Source organism: Methyloversatilis sp. NSM2, assembly GCF_038066675.1.
Taxonomy (GTDB): domain Bacteria; phylum Pseudomonadota; class Gammaproteobacteria; order Burkholderiales; family Rhodocyclaceae; genus Methyloversatilis; species Methyloversatilis discipulorum_A.
On the sequence record NZ_JBBUKV010000013.1, the window covers coordinates 282,392 to 301,483 of the forward strand.

Annotated in this window: 21 protein-coding genes; 6 read left to right on the forward strand and 15 right to left on the reverse strand. The window is 65.8% G+C overall.

The genetic code is table 11. From position 1 onward, the window contains the following. Positions 1-53: 53 nt before the first annotated feature. Together WJU27_RS18240 and WJU27_RS18245 are read left to right on the forward strand one after the other, a co-directional pair. On the forward strand, positions 54-3,149 hold the full coding sequence (locus WJU27_RS18240) for an ExeM/NucH family extracellular endonuclease (protein WP_341423009.1): 3,096 nt from the start codon (positions 54-56) through the stop codon (positions 3,147-3,149). A 32-nt stretch (positions 3,150-3,181) separates the two neighbouring features. Then, positions 3,182-3,901, forward strand: coding sequence for a PEP-CTERM sorting domain-containing protein (locus WJU27_RS18245; RefSeq protein ID WP_341423010.1), 720 nt, complete (start codon positions 3,182-3,184; stop codon positions 3,899-3,901). A gap of 4 nt (positions 3,902-3,905) precedes the next feature. On the opposite strand, the gene WJU27_RS18250 is transcribed toward WJU27_RS18245, so the two are convergent. From WJU27_RS18250 to msrP, 3 genes are all read right to left on the reverse strand, one after another. Further along, entirely contained in the window at positions 3,906-4,496 is a 591-nt protein-coding gene (locus tag WJU27_RS18250) for a YqaA family protein (protein WP_341423011.1), read from the reverse strand. A gap of 70 nt (positions 4,497-4,566) precedes the next feature. Beyond that, positions 4,567-5,202, reverse strand: a complete 636-nt coding sequence (locus WJU27_RS18255; protein WP_341423012.1) for a sulfite oxidase heme-binding subunit YedZ — start codon at positions 5,200-5,202, stop codon at positions 4,567-4,569. A gap of 2 nt (positions 5,203-5,204) precedes the next feature. Further along, positions 5,205-6,161, reverse strand: a complete 957-nt coding sequence (gene msrP, locus WJU27_RS18260) for a protein-methionine-sulfoxide reductase catalytic subunit MsrP (RefSeq protein ID WP_341423013.1) — start codon at positions 6,159-6,161, stop codon at positions 5,205-5,207. A gap of 67 nt (positions 6,162-6,228) precedes the next feature. Between msrP and WJU27_RS18265 the strand changes: the two genes are divergently transcribed. Then, positions 6,229-7,041 (forward strand): ferritin-like domain-containing protein, encoded by an 813-nt coding sequence (locus WJU27_RS18265; protein WP_341423014.1) that lies wholly within the window; start codon positions 6,229-6,231, stop codon positions 7,039-7,041. Here the strand turns inward: WJU27_RS18265 and WJU27_RS18270 are convergent. Continuing rightward, entirely contained in the window at positions 7,020-7,670 is a 651-nt protein-coding gene (locus WJU27_RS18270; protein WP_296813724.1) for a c-type cytochrome, read from the reverse strand. The genes WJU27_RS18265 and WJU27_RS18270 overlap by 22 nt on opposite strands. 108 nt (positions 7,671-7,778) lie before the next feature. On the opposite strand from WJU27_RS18270, the gene yihA reads away from it, so the two are divergent. The 3 genes from yihA (at position 7,779) to WJU27_RS18285 (ending at position 10,466) form a co-directional block, all read left to right on the forward strand. Further along, positions 7,779-8,405 (forward strand): ribosome biogenesis GTP-binding protein YihA/YsxC, encoded by a 627-nt coding sequence (gene yihA / locus WJU27_RS18275; RefSeq protein WP_020166146.1) that lies wholly within the window; start codon positions 7,779-7,781, stop codon positions 8,403-8,405. Positions 8,406-8,638: 233 nt separating this feature from the next. Beyond that, positions 8,639-9,643 (forward strand): porphobilinogen synthase, encoded by a 1,005-nt coding sequence (hemB, locus tag WJU27_RS18280; RefSeq protein ID WP_341423015.1) that lies wholly within the window; start codon positions 8,639-8,641, stop codon positions 9,641-9,643. Between the two features lie 271 nt (positions 9,644-9,914). Continuing rightward, positions 9,915-10,466 carry a hypothetical protein gene (locus WJU27_RS18285; RefSeq protein WP_341423016.1) on the forward strand — a complete coding sequence of 184 codons (552 nt, stop codon included), beginning with the start codon at positions 9,915-9,917 and terminating at the stop codon, positions 10,464-10,466. Positions 10,467-10,518: 52 nt separating this feature from the next. Here WJU27_RS18285 and WJU27_RS18290 read toward each other — a convergent pair whose 3' ends face one another. From WJU27_RS18290 to WJU27_RS18340, 11 genes are all read right to left on the reverse strand, one after another. Then, positions 10,519-11,124 (reverse strand): HAD-IA family hydrolase, encoded by a 606-nt coding sequence (locus WJU27_RS18290; RefSeq protein WP_341423034.1) that lies wholly within the window; start codon positions 11,122-11,124, stop codon positions 10,519-10,521. 131 nt (positions 11,125-11,255) lie between these two features. Beyond that, positions 11,256-12,158, reverse strand: a complete 903-nt coding sequence (argB, locus tag WJU27_RS18295; protein WP_019916408.1) for an acetylglutamate kinase — start codon at positions 12,156-12,158, stop codon at positions 11,256-11,258. A 109-nt stretch (positions 12,159-12,267) separates the two neighbouring features. Then, complete coding sequence (locus tag WJU27_RS18300) at positions 12,268-12,690, reverse strand: Hsp20/alpha crystallin family protein (RefSeq protein WP_020166143.1); 423 nt, start codon at positions 12,688-12,690, stop codon at positions 12,268-12,270. A gap of 69 nt (positions 12,691-12,759) precedes the next feature. Next, positions 12,760-13,209, reverse strand: coding sequence for a dihydroneopterin triphosphate diphosphatase (gene nudB / locus WJU27_RS18305; protein ID WP_341423017.1), 450 nt, complete (start codon positions 13,207-13,209; stop codon positions 12,760-12,762). Further along, positions 13,206-13,661, reverse strand: coding sequence for a barstar family protein (locus WJU27_RS18310; protein ID WP_232416089.1), 456 nt, complete (start codon positions 13,659-13,661; stop codon positions 13,206-13,208). Before WJU27_RS18310 ends, nudB begins: the two co-directional genes overlap by 4 nt. Positions 13,662-13,664: 3 nt before the next feature. Beyond that, entirely contained in the window at positions 13,665-14,045 is a 381-nt protein-coding gene (locus WJU27_RS18315) for a ribonuclease domain-containing protein (protein ID WP_341423018.1), read from the reverse strand. A 7-nt stretch (positions 14,046-14,052) separates the two neighbouring features. Continuing rightward, complete coding sequence (aspS, locus tag WJU27_RS18320) at positions 14,053-15,846, reverse strand: aspartate--tRNA ligase (protein ID WP_341423019.1); 1,794 nt, start codon at positions 15,844-15,846, stop codon at positions 14,053-14,055. Between the two features lie 40 nt (positions 15,847-15,886). Beyond that, positions 15,887-16,516 carry a DUF502 domain-containing protein gene (locus WJU27_RS18325; protein WP_341423020.1) on the reverse strand — a complete coding sequence of 210 codons (630 nt, stop codon included), beginning with the start codon at positions 16,514-16,516 and terminating at the stop codon, positions 15,887-15,889. After that, the gene (locus tag WJU27_RS18330; protein WP_020166137.1) at positions 16,516-16,818 is read right to left on the reverse strand and encodes an FmdB family zinc ribbon protein; all 303 of its coding nucleotides are present in this window, start codon (positions 16,816-16,818) and stop codon (positions 16,516-16,518) included. Before WJU27_RS18330 ends, WJU27_RS18325 begins: the two co-directional genes overlap by 1 nt. A gap of 166 nt (positions 16,819-16,984) precedes the next feature. Beyond that, a complete protein-coding gene (locus tag WJU27_RS18335) occupies positions 16,985-17,842 on the reverse strand; it encodes a prepilin peptidase (protein WP_341423021.1) in 858 nt (285 codons plus the stop codon). A 10-nt stretch (positions 17,843-17,852) separates the two neighbouring features. Beyond that, positions 17,853-19,085: a type II secretion system F family protein gene (locus WJU27_RS18340; protein WP_020166135.1), complete on the reverse strand. Its 1,233-nt coding sequence runs from the start codon at positions 19,083-19,085 to the stop codon at positions 17,853-17,855. Positions 19,086-19,092: the final 7 nt, after the last annotated feature.

A 19,092-nucleotide genomic window follows, 5' to 3' on the forward strand; every position in this document is an offset into this window, starting at 1 on the left:
CCCGCACGCCGCGGGTCCATGGGCTACGCTAGCCATCTCGACCGGATTTCCACATGTCATCGAAAATCGTTCGCCCGGTGCTGCCGCGCACCCTCGTTCTCGCGCTCGCCGCCGCCGGTCTGCTCAGTCAGCCGGTACTTGCCGACAGCACGCCGCAAGCGCTGCCCTTTGGTCAGGACTGGTCGAACATCGGCCTCATCGTCGGCAACGACGACTGGTCCGCGGTGCCGGGCGTCACCGGTTATCGCGGTGACAGCCTGACCGGCACCACGGCTGCCGATCCGCAGGCCATCGTCGCTGACGGCAACGGCACGCCGGTGGACGTGAATGCCAACCAGACCAATCCGGACACGTTCACCACCGGCGGTGTGACCGAATTCCATCTGGCCGATCCGGTGGTCGCGCTGACCGGTTCCGGTACCGCCGACGCGCCCTTCCTGCTGCTGTCTCTCGACACCAGCGGCCGCAGCGGCATCACCGTGCGTTACGACCTGCGCGATCTCGATGGTTCGACCGACAACGCGGTCCAGCCGGTGGCGCTGCAGTATCGCGTCGGCAACAGCGGCAACTTCATCAACGTGCCGGCCGCCTTCGTCGCCGATGCGACCGAAGGTCCGTCGCTGGCCGGCAAGGTGACGCCGGTGTCGGTGACGTTGCCGGCAGCGGCCGACAACCAGCCGCTGCTGCAGCTGCGCATCATCACGACCAATGCCGTCGGCAACGACGAATGGGTGGGCGTCGACAACATCGTGGTCGATGGCAGCAACGGCGGTGGCGTGAATCAGCCCATCGTCACCCGCTGCCCGGCGCTGAGCCTGCAGGCGGGTGAGGGCGGCGGCGTGAATGTGTCGGCCAGCGATGCCGACAGCACGGTCAATGCGCTGAGCCTGATCGGCAGCCTGCCGACCGGCATCACGCTGGGTGCGCTGACGCCCGCTGCCGGCGACGGCGCCAGCGCGTCGGCCAGCGTCACGGTCGCTGCGAGTACCTCTGCCGGCAGCTATGCCATCGGACTGCGCTTTGCCAATGACGACGCACAGACCGCCGACTGCACGGTCGACATCACCGTCGCCACGGCGGCGGCGATCACACCGATTCCGGCCATCCAGGGCAGCGGCAGCGCCAGTCCGCTGAACGGCCAGACGGTCACCACCGAGGGCGTCGTCACCGCGGTGTTCCCCGGCCTGTCCGGCTACTACCTGCAGGACGAAGCGGGCGACGGCGACGTCGCCACCTCGGACGGCATTTTCGTCTACGCGCCGGGGAATGCTGCCCAGGTCGGTCAGCGCCTGCGCCTCAGTGCTGGCGTGACCGAGTTCAATACGGTGACCGAACTGGTGTCGCCGACGGCCGTCCAGGTGCTGGGCAGCGGAGTGAGCGTGCAGCCGACCGACGTTGTGCTGCCGGAAGCGTTCGAAGGCGAGCTGGAGCGCTACGAGGGCATGCTGGTGCGCATCGTGTCGCCGCTCACCGTGTCACAGAACTACTTCCAGGGGCGCTACGGTCAGGTGACGCTGTCTGCCGATGGCCGCCTGGAAATCCCGACCAATCGCCATGCTGCGGGTACTGCCGAGGCGCTCGCGCTGCGCGACGATAATGCGCGTCGCCGCATCGTGCTCGACGACGGTTCGACTGCCCAGAATCCGAATCCCATCCCCTTCATCGGTGCCGACGACACGCTGCGCGCCGGCGATACGGTGCAGATGCTGACCGGCGTGATCGACCACGGTCTGATCACTGCCGCCAGCGACGGCCCGCGCGACTACAAGATCCACCCGACCGTCGCCCCGGTGTTCGAGCGCACGCATCCGCGCACCGCAGCGCCGGCACCGGTCGGCGGCAATGTGAAGGTGGCGAGCTTCAACGTGCTGAACTACTTCACGACGGTCGATCAGGCCGGCGCGTCGTGCTTCCCGTCGGGCACGCGCAGCGACTGCCGTGGCGCCGACAGCGCGCTCGAGTTCTCGCGCCAGCAGGCCAAGATCGTTGCCGCGCTGCGCGCCATCGATGCTGACGTGGTGGGCCTGATCGAGATCGAGAACAACGGTCAGACCGCGGTGAACAATCTGGTGTCGGCGCTTAACGCGGCCTACGGCGCCAATGTGTACGCCGCGGTCGGCATGCCGGTCGGCGGCAGCGGCGGCGATGCCATCCGCCAGGCCATGATCTACAAGCCGGCACGCGTGTCGACGGTGGGCGCGGCGATCAGCGACACGGCCGTCATACACAACCGTCCGCCGCTGGCACAGACCTTCGCAGCCACCAACGGCGAGCGCTTCAGCGTCGTCGTCAATCACTTCAAGTCGAAGTCCTGCGGCGACGCGGCCGGTGTCGAGGCCGACCAGGGCGACGGCCAGGGCTGCTGGAACCCGCTGCGCGTGCAGCAGGCTGCCGCGCTGAACGCCTTCGTGCAGCAGCTGACGACGGGCAGCGGCGCCACCGACGTGCTGGTGATCGGCGATGTGAACGCCTACTCCAAGGAGGACCCGGTCAATGCGCTGACCGCGGCCGGCATGGTGAATCTGGCCGCCGGCATCGATCTGGCCTACAGCTACACCTTCGACGGCGAGAGCGGTGCGCTCGACCACGCGCTGGCCACGCCTGCGCTGGCGGCAAAGACCAGCGGCATCGCGCACTGGCATATCAACACCGACGAGCCCTTCGTCATCGACTACAACACCGAGTTCAAGCCGCAGGACCTGTACGCGCCGCACGCCTACCGGTCGTCGGATCACGACCCGGTGGTGATCGGTCTGTCGCTGCAGAAGAAGATTGCCGGCACGGCCGGTCGTGACCGCCTGAACGGCAGCGCCGGTGACGACGTGATCACCGGTGGCGCCGGCGCGGACACGCTGACCGGTGGTGCCGGTGCAGACACCTTCGTCTATCAGTCGATGCGCGACGCGGCCGACCTCATCACCGACTTCGCGCCGGCGCAGGATGTGCTGGATCTGCGCACTCTGCTCGCAGGGCTCGGCGTCAGTGGCGATCCGCAGCAGTCCGGCCACCTGCGTCTTGTCGCGAGTGCCGCCGGCACGCTGGTGCAGATCGACAGCGACGGCTTCGCCGGCGCCGGTGTGCCGCGCACGCTGGTCACGCTGAATGGCGTGCAGCCGGGCCAACTGAGCGGCCAGAACTTCGCCAACTGAATCCCTTCCCGAAAACCTGCAGGAGACACACCATGAAAACCCACGCCCTCGTCCGTTGCCTGATGACGGCTGGCCTCGTGCTGGCGAGCGGCGCCGCCAGCGCAGCCGTCTTCGCGGACAATTTTGAAAGCGGCCTGAACGGCTGGTTCACCGCTGGCGACGTGTCCAACCCGGGTGGCTACATCGCGCTCACCACCGCCTCGCTGACCGAGGGGGATGACGCTCCGCTGCCGGCCGGCGTGTTCAATTTCTCCGGCGTCGCCGCGGTCGAGGTCGGCGTCGCCGACGGGCTGGAAAGCCGCATTGGCCTGATGCCCGGCGCGCTGGACAGTGCCGACAGCTTCGCCTACGAAGGTTCGGCGATGTGGCGCGAGCTGACGGTGAGCGCTGGCGATACGCTGCGCTTCGACTGGCTGTTCGCCACGTCCGAGCCCTATGTCGATCCGCTGCCGGATTACGCCTTCCTGCTGGTTGGCGATCAGATCATCCGCATCGCCGACACCTCAAACGCGCCGTTTCCGTCGATCACGCCCTTCCGTCGCGAAAGCAATCTGTCGACCTTCGAATACGTGTTCACGCAGTCCGGCGCGGTCCGCCTCGGCTTCGGCATCGTCGATGTCGGCGACTACACGGCGACCAGTGCGCTGGCGATCGACAGCCTGAGCATCAGGCCGGTGCCCGAGCCGTCGGGCTGGGCGCTGCTGCTCGGCGGCCTCGGCGTCATCATCGCCAGCGCCCGCCGTCGCATCTGAGCGCTCAGGCGCCGCGCGTCATCTTCCACACCGCTGCACCGATCACCACCAGCAGCACGGTGGCCCAGCCCAGGCGATCGATGTAACGGTGCAGCGTCGCCTCCATCTTTTCCCCGCCCCAGGCCATCAACCCGGCCACCAGGAAGAAGCGTGCACCGCGGCCGATGATGGAGGCCAGCGTGAAAGGCAGCAGCGCCATCGAGATGGCGCCGGCGGCGATGGTGAAAACCTTGTACGGAATCGGCGAGAAGCCGGCGACGAAAATGGCCCAGAAGCCCCAGTCACCGAACCACTGCTGCGCGGTTTCGTAGCTGGCCCAGTAGCGGCTTTCGCGCAGCCAGGGCTCGATCAGGTCGAAGGCGAAGGCGCCGATCAGGTAGCCGAACAGGCCGCCGGCCACCGATGTGAGCGTGGTGATCAGCGCGTAGAACATCGCGCGCCGCGGCGCGGCCATGCTCATCGGCGCCAGCATCACGTCGGGCGGGATCGGAAAGAAGGACGATTCGGCGAAGCTCATCGCGCCGAGAAACCAGGGCGCGCGGCGATGGCGCGCCCACTGCATGGCGCGCGTGTACAGCGGAGAGAAGATGTTCACCCGGAACGTTCCGTGAATGGATCGGGCGCCATGATACCGGCGCCCGACGGGCGGCCGGCGTGCATCCGTCTCAGGCGGCCTGCGCTTCGAGCGTGCGCCGCATGCGGCGACCGTGCCACAGGCGCAGCGCGAACAGCGTGGCCAGTACGAGGGCGTACGCGATGGGTTCGGTCAGGTCCTTTTTCACCAGCCACCAGTAGTGCGCGACACCGAGCACGCCGACCGCATAGACGGCGCGGTGCAGTCGCTGCCAGGCGCGGCCGCCGAGGCGCCGGATCATGCCGTTGGTCGAGGTGACCGCCAGCGGCAGCATGAGTACGAAGGCAGCGAACCCGAGCGTGACGAAGGGTCGCTTGACGATGTCCGCGACGATGCCCGGCCAGTCGAAGAACTGGTCCAGCCAGACATAGGTGGCGAGGTGCAGGCAGCCGTAGAAGAAGGCGTACAGCCCCAGCGTGCGGCGCAGTCGCACCAGCCAGTGCCAGCCGGTGAGCTGACGCAGAGGCGTCACCGCCAGCGTCAGCAGCAGCAGGCGCAGCGTCCAGTCGCCGGTGGCGCGCGTGATGTGCTCGATCGGATTGGCGCCCAGTGCATCACGCAGACCGCCCGCGACCAGCAGCATCAGCGGCAGCAGGCAGGCCGCCCAGACCGCACGCCAGATCCAGGCAAACTGCATGCGGTCGGGGCTGAAGGCGCGCTCGCGCATCGTCAGAACTGCTTCTTCAGATCCATGCCCGCGTACAGCGACGCGACCTGCTCGCCGTAGCCGTTGAACATGAGCGTCTTGCGCTTGGTGAATTCGCCGATGCGCCGCTCGCGTGCCTGGCTCCAGCGCGGGTGATCGACTTCCGGATTCACGTTCGAATAGAAGCCGTATTCGCGGGCGGCGGCACGGGTCCAGGAACTGACCGGCTCCTTGTCGGTGAAGCGGATCTTCACGATCGATTTCGCGCTCTTGAAGCCGTACTTCCACGGCACCACCAGGCGCATCGGTGCGCCGTTCTGGTTCGGCAGCACTTCGCCGTACAGGCCGACCGCCAGCAGCGTCAGCGGGTGCATGGCCTCCTCGATGCGCAGCCCTTCGACATAGGGCCAGTCGAGCACGGCGCTGCGCACGCCGGGCATGCTTTTCGGATCGGCCAGCGTGGTGAATTCGACGTACTTCGCGCCGCCCAGCGGCTCGACCTGCTTCAGCAGGGACGACAGCGGCAGGCCGACCCAAGGCACCACCATGGACCACGCCTCGACACAGCGAAGCCGGTAGATGCGCTCTTCCAGCGGCGCCAGCTTCAGCACGTCCTCGATCGCCAGCGTCTTCGGCTTCTGCACCATGCCTTCGATGCTCACTGTCCACGGCCGGGTCGACATGCGGTGCGCGTTGCGCGACGGGTCGCTCTTGTCGGTGCCGAATTCGTAGAAATTGCAGTAGCTGGTGATGTCCTTGTAGTCGTTCAGCTTCTCGTCGGTCGACAGCGGGCTTTTCAGCAGCGGACCCAGCGACTGACCGCCGTAGCCGGCGGCGCGCGCCTCGCCCGACAGGCCGGCACCGAGCAGCGCGGCGCCGACGCCGAGACCGGCGGCGCGGATGAAGTCGCGGCGGCTGTCGAACAGCGCACGCGGGGTGATTTCGGACGGCACGATGTCCGTCTGGCGTTTGATCAGCATGGGTACACTCCTGGCTTCATGTCTGTGCAGACCGTGTCAGGTCGCCAGACCTTACCGAAGACCGCAAATGAGCAGAAAGATTTTCGACGCACTGCACGATGCGCTGATGTGTGCCGACCCCGACGACAAATGCGCGCAGGTGGCGAGCCTGTGGCGCGACTGGCAGGCCGGTGCCGTGTTCGACCGGGCGGCAGCCCCGCCGCACGCCGTCGACGACGCTGGCCGGCCGACCCGGCCCGAACTGGTCGAACCGTCGGCACTGCGTTCGCGCCGCATCGGCAGTCGCGAAGGCCACGGCGCGATGATCCACGCCATCTGCCACATCGAATTCACCGCCATCAATCTGGCGCTCGACGCTGCCTGGCGCTTCCGTGAACTGCCGGACGACTATCTGGGCGACTGGCTGCGTGTCGCCGCCGACGAGGCGCGCCACTTCGGTCTGCTGCGTACCCACCTGCGCACGCTGGGCTACGACTATGGCGACTTTCCGGCGCACGCCGGTCTGTGGGACATGGCGCGCCGCACCGCGCACGATGCGCTGGTGCGCATGGCGCTGGTGCCGCGCGTGCTCGAAGCGCGCGGGCTGGATGCCACGCCGCCCATCATGGCCAAGCTGCGCGCGATCGGCGATCAGGCGGCGCTGGATATCCTGGACATCGTGCTGAGCGACGAAATCACCCACGTGGCGGTCGGTGACCGCTGGTTCCGTCACCTGTGCGCGCAGCGCGGACTGGCGCCGGAAGCGACCTTCCTGCGCTTGTTCAACGAGTTCGATGCGCCGCGGCTGCAGCCGCCAGTCAACGAAAAAGCCCGCCTGGCGGCGGGCTTTTCGGAGAGCGAGATCGAAACGCTGGCGAATCAGCGCAGGCCGGCTGCGTAGTCGGCCACCGCCTTGATTTCGGCGTCGGTCATCTTCACCGCGATCATGCGCATCATCTTGGCCGGGTCGTTGGCGCGTTCGCCGACGCGGAAGGTCTTCAGCTGCGCTTCGGTGTAGTCGGCGTGCTGACCGGCGATGCGCGGGTACTGAGCCGGCAGGCCGGCGCCGGCCGGGCCGTGACAGCCGGCACAGGCGGGCAGACCCTTGCTCTGGTCGCCACCGCGCCACAGCTTCTGACCCAGTTCGATGCTTTCACGCGAGCCCTTGGCTTCGCCACCGCTCGGCTTCTGGCCGGCATAGTAGGCAGCAAGGTTGCGCATGTCCTGTTCGGACAGACCGGCCACCATGCCAGCCATCACGCCATTGACGCGCTCGGCCGGCTTGCCGTCCTTGGCCTTGAAGTTCATCAGCTGCTTGTACAGGTATTCCGGGTGCTGGCCGGCGAGCTTAGGATTGGCCGGGATGGCACTGTTGCCATCGGCGCCATGACAGGCCGCACACACCTGGGTGGCGATGGTCTTGCCCGCGGCTGCGTCGGCCTTCGGGGCTGCTTTTTCTTCGGAGGCCAGCGCGCTGGCCGAAACGAGGGTCAGGGACAGGGCGAAACCAAGAGCGGTGAGGTGGCGCATGACTTTCCTTGAGCGGTGATGCCGGGCAAAGGTCCGGGAAAATTTCGGTGATACGCTAAACTCCTCATTTTACCGTGTTTTCCCGGGCGCGCATTGCGCGATTCTGATTTGTCCTCTCTCTTCCGCGGCGCCTCCTTCCATATCTCCGTTGCCAAGCCGTCTGGCCTGCCAGCGCCCATCGGCCCGGAGATCGCTTTCGCCGGGCGTTCGAACGCCGGCAAGTCCAGCGCCATCAACACGCTGGTCGGTCACACACGGCTGGCCTTCGTCAGCAAGACGCCGGGCCGCACCCAGCTGATCAACTACTTCAAGCTGGTCAAGGGCGGCTTCCTGGTCGATCTGCCGGGCTACGGCTTCGCCCAGGTGCCGGTCGAGGTGCGTCGCGCCTGGGCGGGCTTGATCGAGCGCTACCTGAAGGAGCGCGAGAGCCTGGTCGGGCTGGTGCTCATCATGGATTCCCGTCACCCGCTGACCGAACTCGACTGGAACATGATCCAGTGGTTCTCGCAGAGCGGAAAGCCGATGCACGTGCTGCTGACCAAGGCAGACAAGCTCACGCGCAGCGCACAGGCGGCCACGCTGGCCGACGTGCGTCGCCAGCTTTCGGGCATGGGTGAGCAGGTAACGGTGCAACTGTTCTCCAGCCTGAAGAAGACCGGCGTCGATGAGGTCGAGAAAGCAGTCGCGCCGTGGCTGAGCGCGGCCCTGCCACCGCCGGACACGTCCGCGGCCTGAAAAAAGAAAAAGCCCACGGCTAAAGGGGATGAAGCCGTGGGCTCGAAACGCCTCGCACGCAAGGCACCCGCTCAGGGAGGTGAAGCGGGTGACGGCTCGCACCGTCGCACGCTCTGACCGGGGCCTCTTTTTCAAAGTTCCGCTCGCTTCGTGCGCTAATTGAGTCGGCTGCGGATCGAGCGGGAGGGTGCCGCGTACTATCATCGCGGCTTCCGTTTTCGCAGGTCCAGACGATGTCCTCTTCCGCCAGCCACTTCCCCTCGACCCGCATGCGCCGCATGCGCCGCGACGACTTTTCGCGCCGCCTGATGCGCGAGAACCGCCTCAGCGCCGACGACCTCATCTATCCGGTGTTCGTACTCGACGGCCCGAGCCGCAGCGAAGCGGTGGCGTCGATGCCGGGCGTCAACCGGGTCAGTATCGATCTGCTCCTCGGCGTGGCCGAGCAGGCGGTGGTGCTGGGCGTGCCGGCGCTGGCGCTGTTCCCGGTCATCGACGCCGGTCTGAAGACCGACGATGCGGCCGAAGCGTGGAACCCGGAAGGTCTGGTGCCGCGCACCGTGCGTGCGCTGAAGCAGCGCTTTCCCGAACTGGGCGTGATCACCGACGTTGCGCTCGACCCCTACACCTCACATGGCCAGGACGGCCTGATCGACGCGTCCGGCTATGTCATGAACGACGAAACGCTGGAGGCGCTGGCCAGACAGGCGCTGTGCCACGCCCAGGCCGGCGCCGACGTGGTGGCGCCGTCCGACATGATGGACGGCCGGGTCGGCCGCATCCGCTTCGAACTGGACGCGCACCGGTTGATTCACACCCGCATCCTCGCCTATTCGGCGAAGTACGCGTCGGCCTTCTACGGCCCCTTCCGCGACGCCGTCGGTTCGGCCGGCAACCTTGGCAAGGGCAACAAGTACACCTACCAGATGGACCCGGCGAACAGCGACGAGGCGATCCGCGAAGTGGCGCTCGACATCGCCGAGGGGGCCGACATGGTGATGGTGAAGCCGGGTATGCCCTATCTCGACATCGTGCGTCGGGTGAAGGCCGAACTGGGAGTGCCGACCTACGCCTACCAGGTCAGCGGCGAGTACGCGATGCTGAAGGCGGCGGTCGCCAACGGCTGGCTGGACGAACGCGCCACCGCGATGGAGGCCTTGCTCGCCTTCAAGCGCGCCGGTGCCGACGGCGTCCTCACCTATTACGCGCTGGACGCGGCGCGCTGGCTGCAGGAGTGATGGATTTTCCTAGGTAGCTGAGCACGCCTTGGGCGCGAACAAGGAGTTTCCGTACGTCGGGCTTGAAGGTCCTGGTCAGCATGAGGGCAACGCACCGGAGTCCAGCGACCGCTCGCGAATGATGGGGTGATTTCTGTCGCGCCGATGTCTATGCTTCGCGAGTGCCGCTCTTCGCTCGACGAAGTTCACGGGAGGTCACCTCATGCTCCGGTTCATAGGATTGAACAGATCGCGCCTAAGCCGTCTGACCGCCATCGCAGGAGCACTCCTGGTGCTGCCTGCTGCAGCGTTGGGGGCGAATGTTGTCGTCGATTTCGATGATAAGGGCACTTTCCAGACTTCGAACTGGCAGAAGGATGGGGTCGCGATCACGGGTTCCAGTGCCCTCCAGTTTCTCGATCTGAATGGAATCGGCGTAGTAGGCGGTGAGGACAACACACTGGACCCCGGAGAGTCGCTTACATTCTCGTTTGCCGCACCGGTCGCGTTCGTCAGATTGAATGCTTCTGCAATCGGCAATCTAGGGGGCATTCGGTTTCACTCAGCTGTTGTACGTGCCTTCAATTCTGACGGGGCGGTGATCGGTACCGCCTCGAATGTGGAGCCCTTCCCGAGTGTGGTGATTACCGGTCTGTTTGCGTCCACTCCTCTTTCGTCGTTCTCTGTTCTCGCAACCGAGGACAGCTATCGTTTCTCAAGCGTAGAGTTCGCATATGCGGCGGCTGTACCGGAGCCGCCGCCGGCGACGCTTGTTCTGTGCGGGCTACTTACGGTATGCGGGTGGGCGTGGCTCATCAGGGGCCGAAGCGCAGCCGTGATGTAGGTGGGCTGTTCGCAGGGAATCCGGCCGATCTTGCATCGGGCCATTTCATTCGTCAGCGGTTCATGACCCAACGCATGCGATGCAGCTGCAGTGCCGACGTAAGTCGCACGTCTACGAAGGAGTGATGGGCAGCATCGCGGCTGATCCACACCGTGCGCATGCCCAGCTGCTTGGCGGTGCGCAGATTGGTCGCCGTATCCTCGACCATGATGCAGCGTGAAGCGGTGAGCCGGTAGTCGCGCAGCAGGTGCAGGAAGCCCTTCAGCCGCGGCTTCGGTGCGTAGCGCGAGTGCTCGATCGCGTGGATGCCGTCGAACAGCGAGGTCATGCCCATCACGTCGAGCACCGCTTCGGCGTAGTGCAGAGGTCCGTTGGTGAACACGATCTTGCGGCCGGGCAGGCGGCGCAGCACGTGCAGCAGCGCGCGGTCGAACACGATGCCCGGGCGCAGCGCCTCGACGTCGTGCGTGCCGCGCAGGAAGTGCGCGGGGCGGGTGCCGTGATGACGCATCAGGCCGAGCAGCGTGGCGCCGTAGCGGTGCCAGTAGTGCACGCGCAGGCGGTCTGCCTCGGCATGCTCCAGCCCCAGCTCCGTCATCAGCCAGGCGGTCATCGCCCGGTTCAGGTGCGGAAAGACGTGCGGATTGGCGTCGTGCAGCGTGTTGTCCAGATCGAAGATCCAGACCGGCTGCCTGCCGGCGTCCAGGCGTCGCGCGTGAATCGGGTCAGGGCTGATGTCTTACGCCTTCCGGGGGACGGGCCGGGCGACGCCCGGCCCAGGGGGCGGGTTCACTTGCTCTTAATCAGCGTGCCGACGCCGTCGTCGGTCAGCACTTCGAGCAGCAGCGCGTTCGGCACGCGACCGTCGATGATGTGCACGCTCTTCACGCCGCTGCGGGCTGCATCCAGCGCCGAGCCGATCTTCGGCAGCATGCCGCCGGACAGCGTGCCGTCGGCGATCATGGCGTCGACGTCGCGTGGCGTGATGCCGGTCAGCAGATTGCCTTCCTTGTCGAGCACGCCCGGCGTATTGGTGAGCAGCACGAGCTTTTCCGCCTTCAGGATTTCCGCCAGCTTGCCGGCGACCACGTCGGCGTTGATGTTGTAGCTTTCGCCGTCCGGGCCGACGCCGATCGGCGCGATCACCGGGATGAAGTCGCCGCTGTCGAGGAAGTTGATGATGGTCGGGTCGATCGACACGATGTCGCCGACCAGGCCAATGTCGAGCATTTCGTCCGGCTTGTCCTTGTTCGGCATCATCAGCTTGGTGGCGCGGATGAAGGAGCCGTCCTGACCGGTCAGGCCCACGGCCTTGCCGCCAGCCTGGTTGATCAGGTTCACGATGTCCTTGTTCACATGACCGCCGAGCACCATTTCGACGATGTCCATGGTCTCTTCGTCGGTGACGCGCATGCCCTGGATGAAGGTGCCCTGCTTGCCGACGCGCTTGAGCAGGTCGTCGATCTGCGGGCCGCCGCCATGCACCACCACCGGGTTCATGCCGACCAGCTTGAGCAGCGTCACGTCGCGTGCGAAGCCCAGTTTCAGTGCCGGATCGGTCATCGCGTTGCCACCGTATTTCACGACGATGGTGCGGTCCTGGAAGCGGCGGATATAGGGCAGCGCCTCGGACAGCACCGCGGCCTTGGCGTGCGGCGTGATACCGGAGGTGAGGTCAGAGGTCAGAGGCATTTTCCGGGCTCGGGCGAGGTGTGAGGATGAGGCCGGATTCTAGCCTTGCACCGCACAAACAAAAAGCGGACACCGGCAGGGTGTCCGCTTTTTCCGGAGTGCGAACGGCTTACTGGATGGTGAGCTTCTTCGAGGCGGCGACAACCTTCTTCGGCAGTGTCAGTTCCAGCACGCCGTCGGCGAAACGTGCCTGCGCCCTGGCTTCGTCGATGTCCTGGCCGAGCTGGAAGCTGCGCGACACCTTGCCGTAGTGGCGCTCGGAACGCAGCACGCGCTCACCCTCTTTATTCTCCACCGTGCGCTTCTTTTCGGCGCTGATCGACACCACCGACCCTTCGATGTTCACGTGGATGTCGTCCTTCGCCACGCCCGGCAGGTCGGCGTGCACGGTGTAGGCGTCCTTGTCTTCCTTCACGTCGACCTTGAGCGCCGGCACGTCGGGGTTGTTGGCGAGGTCGACCGGTTGCAGCACGAGGCCGCGAAAGTCCTTGAACAGGTTTTCAAAAGGATCCCAGCGGGTCACTTGATTCATCGTTTCGTCCTTTCCATGTCGGGTGCGGGTATCCGCGTACACCCAAACTAGGGTTGGAAAAAACCGATTTCAAGGCCGCCTGTTCAGGCGCTTGCGCTGGGTCAACATCCGTATCGCATCGCGGTTGGTCCACGAAAACACCGCGTCGAGTGCCTCGCGCCAGGGCAGCCAGCGCCAGTCGCGGTGCTCGTCCGGCGCCAGCCGGATCGGCGTGTCGCGCGGGACGCAGAGGCTGAAGGCGTGCTCGGTGTTGTGGGTGACACCGGGCGGATAGCGATGGCGCCAGATTGGATAGATTTCGAAGCGGCTGCTGTGGTGCCAGCGGTCGAAAGCCTCGGCCGGCGCGACGATGCCGGTCTCTTCCTCGACTTCGCGCCGCGCCGCCTGTTCCGGCGTTTCGCTGGCTTCGACGCTGCCTGTGACCGACTGCCAGTAGCCCGGGTGCTTCGCCCGCTCGATCAGCAGGATGTCGCCGCCGTCGCTGTGGATCAGCACCAGGACCGACTGCGGCCGCTTCATGCGCTGGCCATGAATGGGCGGGCGCGCGTGTGCGGCTGGTCGATCAGCACCCAGAACGGTGTGCCGCGGCTGCGCCACTCGTCGGCGGCGTCGTTCAGCACGGCGACCAGCGCGTCGAAATCGTCCTTGCAGCGCTCGACCGGCTTGGCGCAGTTGCTCAGATGCAGCAGGTAGCCACCGCTGGCCGGCAACCACGACAGATCGCCGAGGCAGTCGCCGAGTGCGTCGAGGTTGTGGCCGAAGGTGTCGGGGAAGCCCATCGTCTCTGCGAACAGCTGCAGCAGCGACGCCTGGTCACGGCTGTCCTTCAGGTCGAGGCCGATCAGCAGCAGGCCAGCCGGTTCGGCAAAGCGCGCGGCGCGCGCGGCGGCGGTCGGCTGCGCGGAAAAGACGCCGCTGCGGGCGGCGTCGCCCAGTCGGGCCTGCATCGAATCAGGGGGCAATGCGGACATCGTTCATTCCTTGATGCGGCGGAAGCTGCGGTAGTGATCCGCCGTGTACCAGTATTCGCCCGAACTGCGGACGTCGCCGTCGGCACCGCTGCCAGCGACGATGCGACGGGCGCCGCGGTGATTCAGGCCGGGCGTGGGCACCGTGTATTCGCGGTAATAGCCGCGCTGCTGCATTGGCAGACGGCGTTCGCGATTGTGGAACACGACGCCGTCACGGTTGTACGGGAAGGGCCCGCCCTGGCGGATCAGCGCCAGCGTCTGCGCCGCTTCAGGCGGCAGTTGCGCCAGCTCCACCTCGGGCGAGGCGAAACCGGTCAGCAACAGCCACAGGGCCAGAATCGGCGCCAGCAGTGGCGCCGGGAGCCGGCGTGTCAGGCGGGTCATCACGGGCTCAGGCGCCGGCGTCGGCCTTCGACGTGTTGCGCAGCTTGATGTGCAGTTCGCGCAACTGACGCTCGTCCACCGGGCTCGGCGCCTGGGTCAGCAGACACTGGGCGCGCTGGGTCTTGGGGAAGGCGATCACGTCGCGGATCGATTCGGCGCCGGTCATCATCGTGACGATGCGGTCCAGACCGAAAGCCAGGCCACCGTGCGGCGGCGCGCCGTACTTCAGCGCGTCGAGCAGGAAGCCGAACTTGAGCTGCTGTTCTTCCGGACCGATGTTGAGCGCCTCGAACACGGTTTCCTGTACCGCCGCCTGATGGATACGCACCGAACCGCCGCCGATCTCCCAGCCGTTCAGCGCCAGGTCGTAGGCCTTGGCCAGGCACTTGCCCGGATCGGTCTTCAGCAGCGCGACGTGCTCGTCCTTCGGGCTGGTAAAGGGGTGGTGGCAGGCATTCCAGCGCTTTTCGTCCTCGTCGTACTCGAACATCGGGAAGTCGACCACCCACAGCGGACGCCAGGCGTCTCCGGTGACATAACCCTTCTCGTGGCCGATCTTCAGGCGCAGCGCGCCGAGCGCGTCCGACACCACCTTGGCCTTGTCCGAACCGAAGAAGATCACGTCGCCGCTCTGCGCGCCGGTGCGCGCCATGATGGCGGCCAGCGATTCCGGGCTCAGGTTCTTGACGATGGGCGACTGCAGGCCTTCCTCGTTCAGCTTGGTCACGTCATTGACCTTGATGTAGGCCAGGCCCTTGGCGCCGTAGATCTTGACGAACTCGGTGTAGCCGTCGATCTCGCCACGCGACAGCGATGCACCACCCGGCACGCGCAGCGCGGTGACGCGGCAGGCGGGGTCGTTGGCCGGACCGGAGAACACCTTGAACGCGACATCCTTGACCGCGTCGGCGACGTCTACCAGTTCCAGCGTCACGCGCAGGTCCGGCTTGTCCGAACCGAAGCGGCTCATCGCCTCGGCGTAGGTCATGCGCGGGAAGGGCGCGGGCAGGTCGACCGACAGCGCTTCCTTGAAGACATAGCGGATCATGTCTTCCATCATCGCGGTGATTTCGTGCTCGGTCAGGAAGCTGGTTTCGATATCGACCTGGGTGAATTCCGGCTGGCGGTCGGCGCGCAGATCCTCGTCGCGGAAGCACTTGGTGATCTGATAGTAGCGGTCGTAGCCGGCCACCATCAGCAGCTGCTTGAACAGCTGCGGCGACTGCGGCAGCGCGAAGAACTGGCCGTCGTGTACACGGCTGGGCACCAGGTAGTCGCGCGCGCCTTCCGGCGTGCTCTTGGTCAGCATCGGCGTTTCGATGTCGATGAAGCCCTTGCCGTCGAGGAAGCGGCGGAAGGCCATCGCCGTCTTGTAGCGTAGCATCATGTTCTTCTGCATCGCCGGGCGACGCAGATCGATCACGCGGTGGGTCAGGCGCACGGTTTCCGACAGGTTGTCGTCGTCCAGCGGGAAGGGCGGCGTGACCGAGGCGTTCAGAACTTCGACTTCATGGGCCAGCACTTCGATCTCGCCCGACACCAGGTTGGCATTGGTCGTGCCTTCCGGGCGGCGGCGCACGCGGCCTGTCACTCGCAGGCAGAACTCGTTGCGCACCGACTCGGCCACTGCAAAGGTTTCCGCACGGTCCGGGTCGCACACCACCTGCACCAGACCTTCGCGGTCGCGCAGGTCGATGAAGATGACGCCGCCGTGGTCACGGCGACGGTGAGCCCAGCCGAACAGGGTGACGGTCTGGTCGAGGTAGCCCGCGTCGAGCAGGCCGCAGTATTGCGTGCGCATGGTGTGATTCCGGGAAAGTGCGGGGTCGGAAAACCCCGGTTCAGTTGTCGAGTGCGGGCACGACGGCCGCATGCGGTTTCGGTTTTCTGGTCGGCGGGACGACGCCCATCGACACGATGTACTTGAGTGCTTCATCCACCGTCATGTCGAGCTCGATCACCTCGCTGCGCGGCAGCATCAGGAAGAAGCCCGAGGTCGGGTTGGGTGTGGTCGGCACGTAGACGCTGACGTGGTCGGGCAGGTGATTGACCACGTCTCCGCCCGGCTGGCCGGTCAGGAAGGCAATGGTCCAGCTGCCCTGGCGCGGGTACTGGACCAGCAGCGCCTTGCGGAAGGCTTCGCCGGAGCTGGAGAACAGCGTGTCCGACACCTGCTTGACGCCGTTGTAGATCGACTTCACGACCGGGATGCGCGACAGCAGGCCTTCCCAGTAACGCAGCAGGCGCTGGCCGATGATGTTGTGGCCGATGACGCCGCTGACCACGATGATGAGCACGGTCAAGATGACGCCCAGGCCCGGCACGTCGAAGCCGAACAGCTGTGCCGGCCGCCACTGCCAGGGCACCAGCAGCATGGTCTGGTCCAGCGTGCCCAGTATCCAGGCCAGCACCCAGATCGTGATGGCCAGCGGAATCCAGATCAGCAGACCGGTGATGAAGTAACGCTTCATCAATGGCAGGCGCAGGAGCCGCCACAGGGCGTCGAGGGCGCGGCAGCACTGTCGCCTGAAGACGAGGACGCGCTCGACGCGGACGTGTCCGCCTTCGGCGTGGTGGTGCTGCCCGAGCCGCCGCCCTTGAAATCGGTGGCGTACCAGCCGCTGCCCTTGAGCTGGAAGCCGGCTGCGGACAGTTGCTTGGTGAAGGTCGATGCGCCGCAGGACGGGCAATCAGTCAGCGGGGCGGCGCTGATCTTCTGCATCACGTCCTTTTCAAAACCGCAGGACGAGCAGCGGTAACCGTAGATCGGCATGTCGAGCTCCAGAAAACGCGAAATTATAGACTAAGGCATTGTTGCACATGCACATTTCGCGCCAGGAAATCGCCAGCCCCACGCGTGGCCGGAGCGGGTGCGCGAAATGGACGCTGCGCTGGAGAAATGGGGCGCCCGTTCTGGGGATTCAAGTCCCGGCAGATGCCTACATCAGCCCCAGATAGGTGCGGTTGATCGTGGTGCCGAAGAACAGCGCGATCACGCCGGCGGCGGCCAGATAGGGCCCGAACGGAATCGGTACGTCACGGCCATGCGAGCGCAGCACGATCAGTGCGATGCCGACCACGGCGCCGACCAGCGACGACAGCAGGATGATCACGGGCAGCATTTGCCAGCCGAGAAAGGCACCGAGCGCGGCCAGCAGCTTGAAGTCGCCGTAACCCATGCCCTCCTTGCCGGTGGCCAGCTTGAACGCCCAGTAGACGCTCCACAGCACCAGATAGCCGGCGATTGCGCCGACGACCGCCGACTGCAGATCGGTGAAGCCGCCGAGCAGGTTGAGCAGCAGTCCGGCCCAGATCAGCGGCAGCGTGATGCTGTCCGGCAGCAACTGGGTATCGAGGTCGATGAAGGTGAGTGCGATCAGTGCCCACACCAGGGCCAGTGCGCCGATCAGCAGCAATGTTGGTCCGAACGTCCAGGCACAGGCCAGGCTCAGCAGCCCGGTCAGCAGTTCGACCAGCGGATAGCGGACGCCGATGCCGATGCCGCAGCCCCTGCACCGGCCGCGCAGCAGCAGCCACGACAGCACCGGAATGTTCTCCAGCGCACCGATGCCGTGGCCGCACTTGGGGCAGCGCGAACGCGGCGCCAGCAGCGACAGCGCGTCGAACTCCGGCGCCGGTTCGCCGCGCAGGTCGGCGCACTGCGCCGCCCACTCCCGCTCCATCATGATGGGCAGGCGGTGAATCACCACGTTCAGGAAGCTGCCGACGGCCAGCCCGAGCAGGCCGACCAGCGGCAGCAGCAGGCCGCTTTCGGCCAGCGATTCGAGTCCGCTCACGATTCGGGTTTCAGACCGACTGGGCGACCTTGAAGATCGGCAGGTACATGGCGACCACCAGACCGCCGATCAGCGTGCCGAGCACCACCATGATGATGGGTTCGAGCAGGCTGGACAGCGCATCGACCGAGTCATCGACTTCCTGTTCGAAGAAGTCGGCAACCTTGGACAGCATCGAATCGAGCTGGCCGGACTCTTCACCGATGGAGGCCATCTGGATCACCATGACCGGGAACACATTGGTGTTCTGCATCGCGACGGTCAGACTGGTGCCGGTGCTGACCTCGTTCTGGATCTGCCGCGTGGCCATCTTGTAGATGTGGTTGCCGGCCGCGCCGCCGACCGAATCGAGCGCCTCGACCAGCGGCACGCCCGCCGCAAACATCGTCGACAAGGTGCGTGCCCAACGGGCAATGGTTGCCTTGCGCAGGATTTCGCCAAGGACCGGCAGTTTGAGCGACAGACGGTCGACTGCGATCTGCAGCGGCACCGATCGCTTCAGCATGTAGAAGAATGCGCTGATCGCCGCGAAAGCTCCGCCGAAGATGAGCCACGAGTACTCGACGAAGGCGTCCGATATCGCGATGACGAACAGCGTCGGCGCCGGCAGATCGGCGCCGAAGCTCGAGAAAACCTTCTTGAACTCCGGAATGACGAAAATCATGATCACCGCGGTGATCACGATGGCCACCACGATGACCGCGATCGGGTAGAACATCGCCGACTTGATCTTGCCCTTGATCGCCAGGATCTTCTCGCGATACGTGGCGAGGCGATCGAGCAGGCCGTCGAGAATACCGGCCTGCTCACCTGCGGCAACGAGGTTGCAGAACAGCTGGTCGAAATGCTGCGGATACTTGCGGAAAGCCTGGTTCAGGCTGGAGCCGGACTCGACTTCGAGCCGGATGTCGCCGAGCAGCTTCGATACCGCCCGGTTGCCGGCGCCCTTGCCGACGATGTCGAAGGCCTGCAGCAGCGGCACACCGGCCTTCATCATCGTCGCCAGTTGCCGCGTGAACAGCGTGATGTCCTTTTCGGTCACCTTGCCGCCGCGGCCGAAGCTGCGTTTCTTGACCTTGGTGACCAGGATGCCCTGGCGACGCAGCGTGGCCTGGACCATGGCTTCGCCACCGGCACGCATCTCTCCGCGCACCAGCTTGCCGCTCTTGTCCTTGCCTTCCCAATTGAAGACCGTTTCCTTGGAACCGCTGTCCTTGCGTACGGGGCGGGTTGCGGTGGCCAAATCAAGC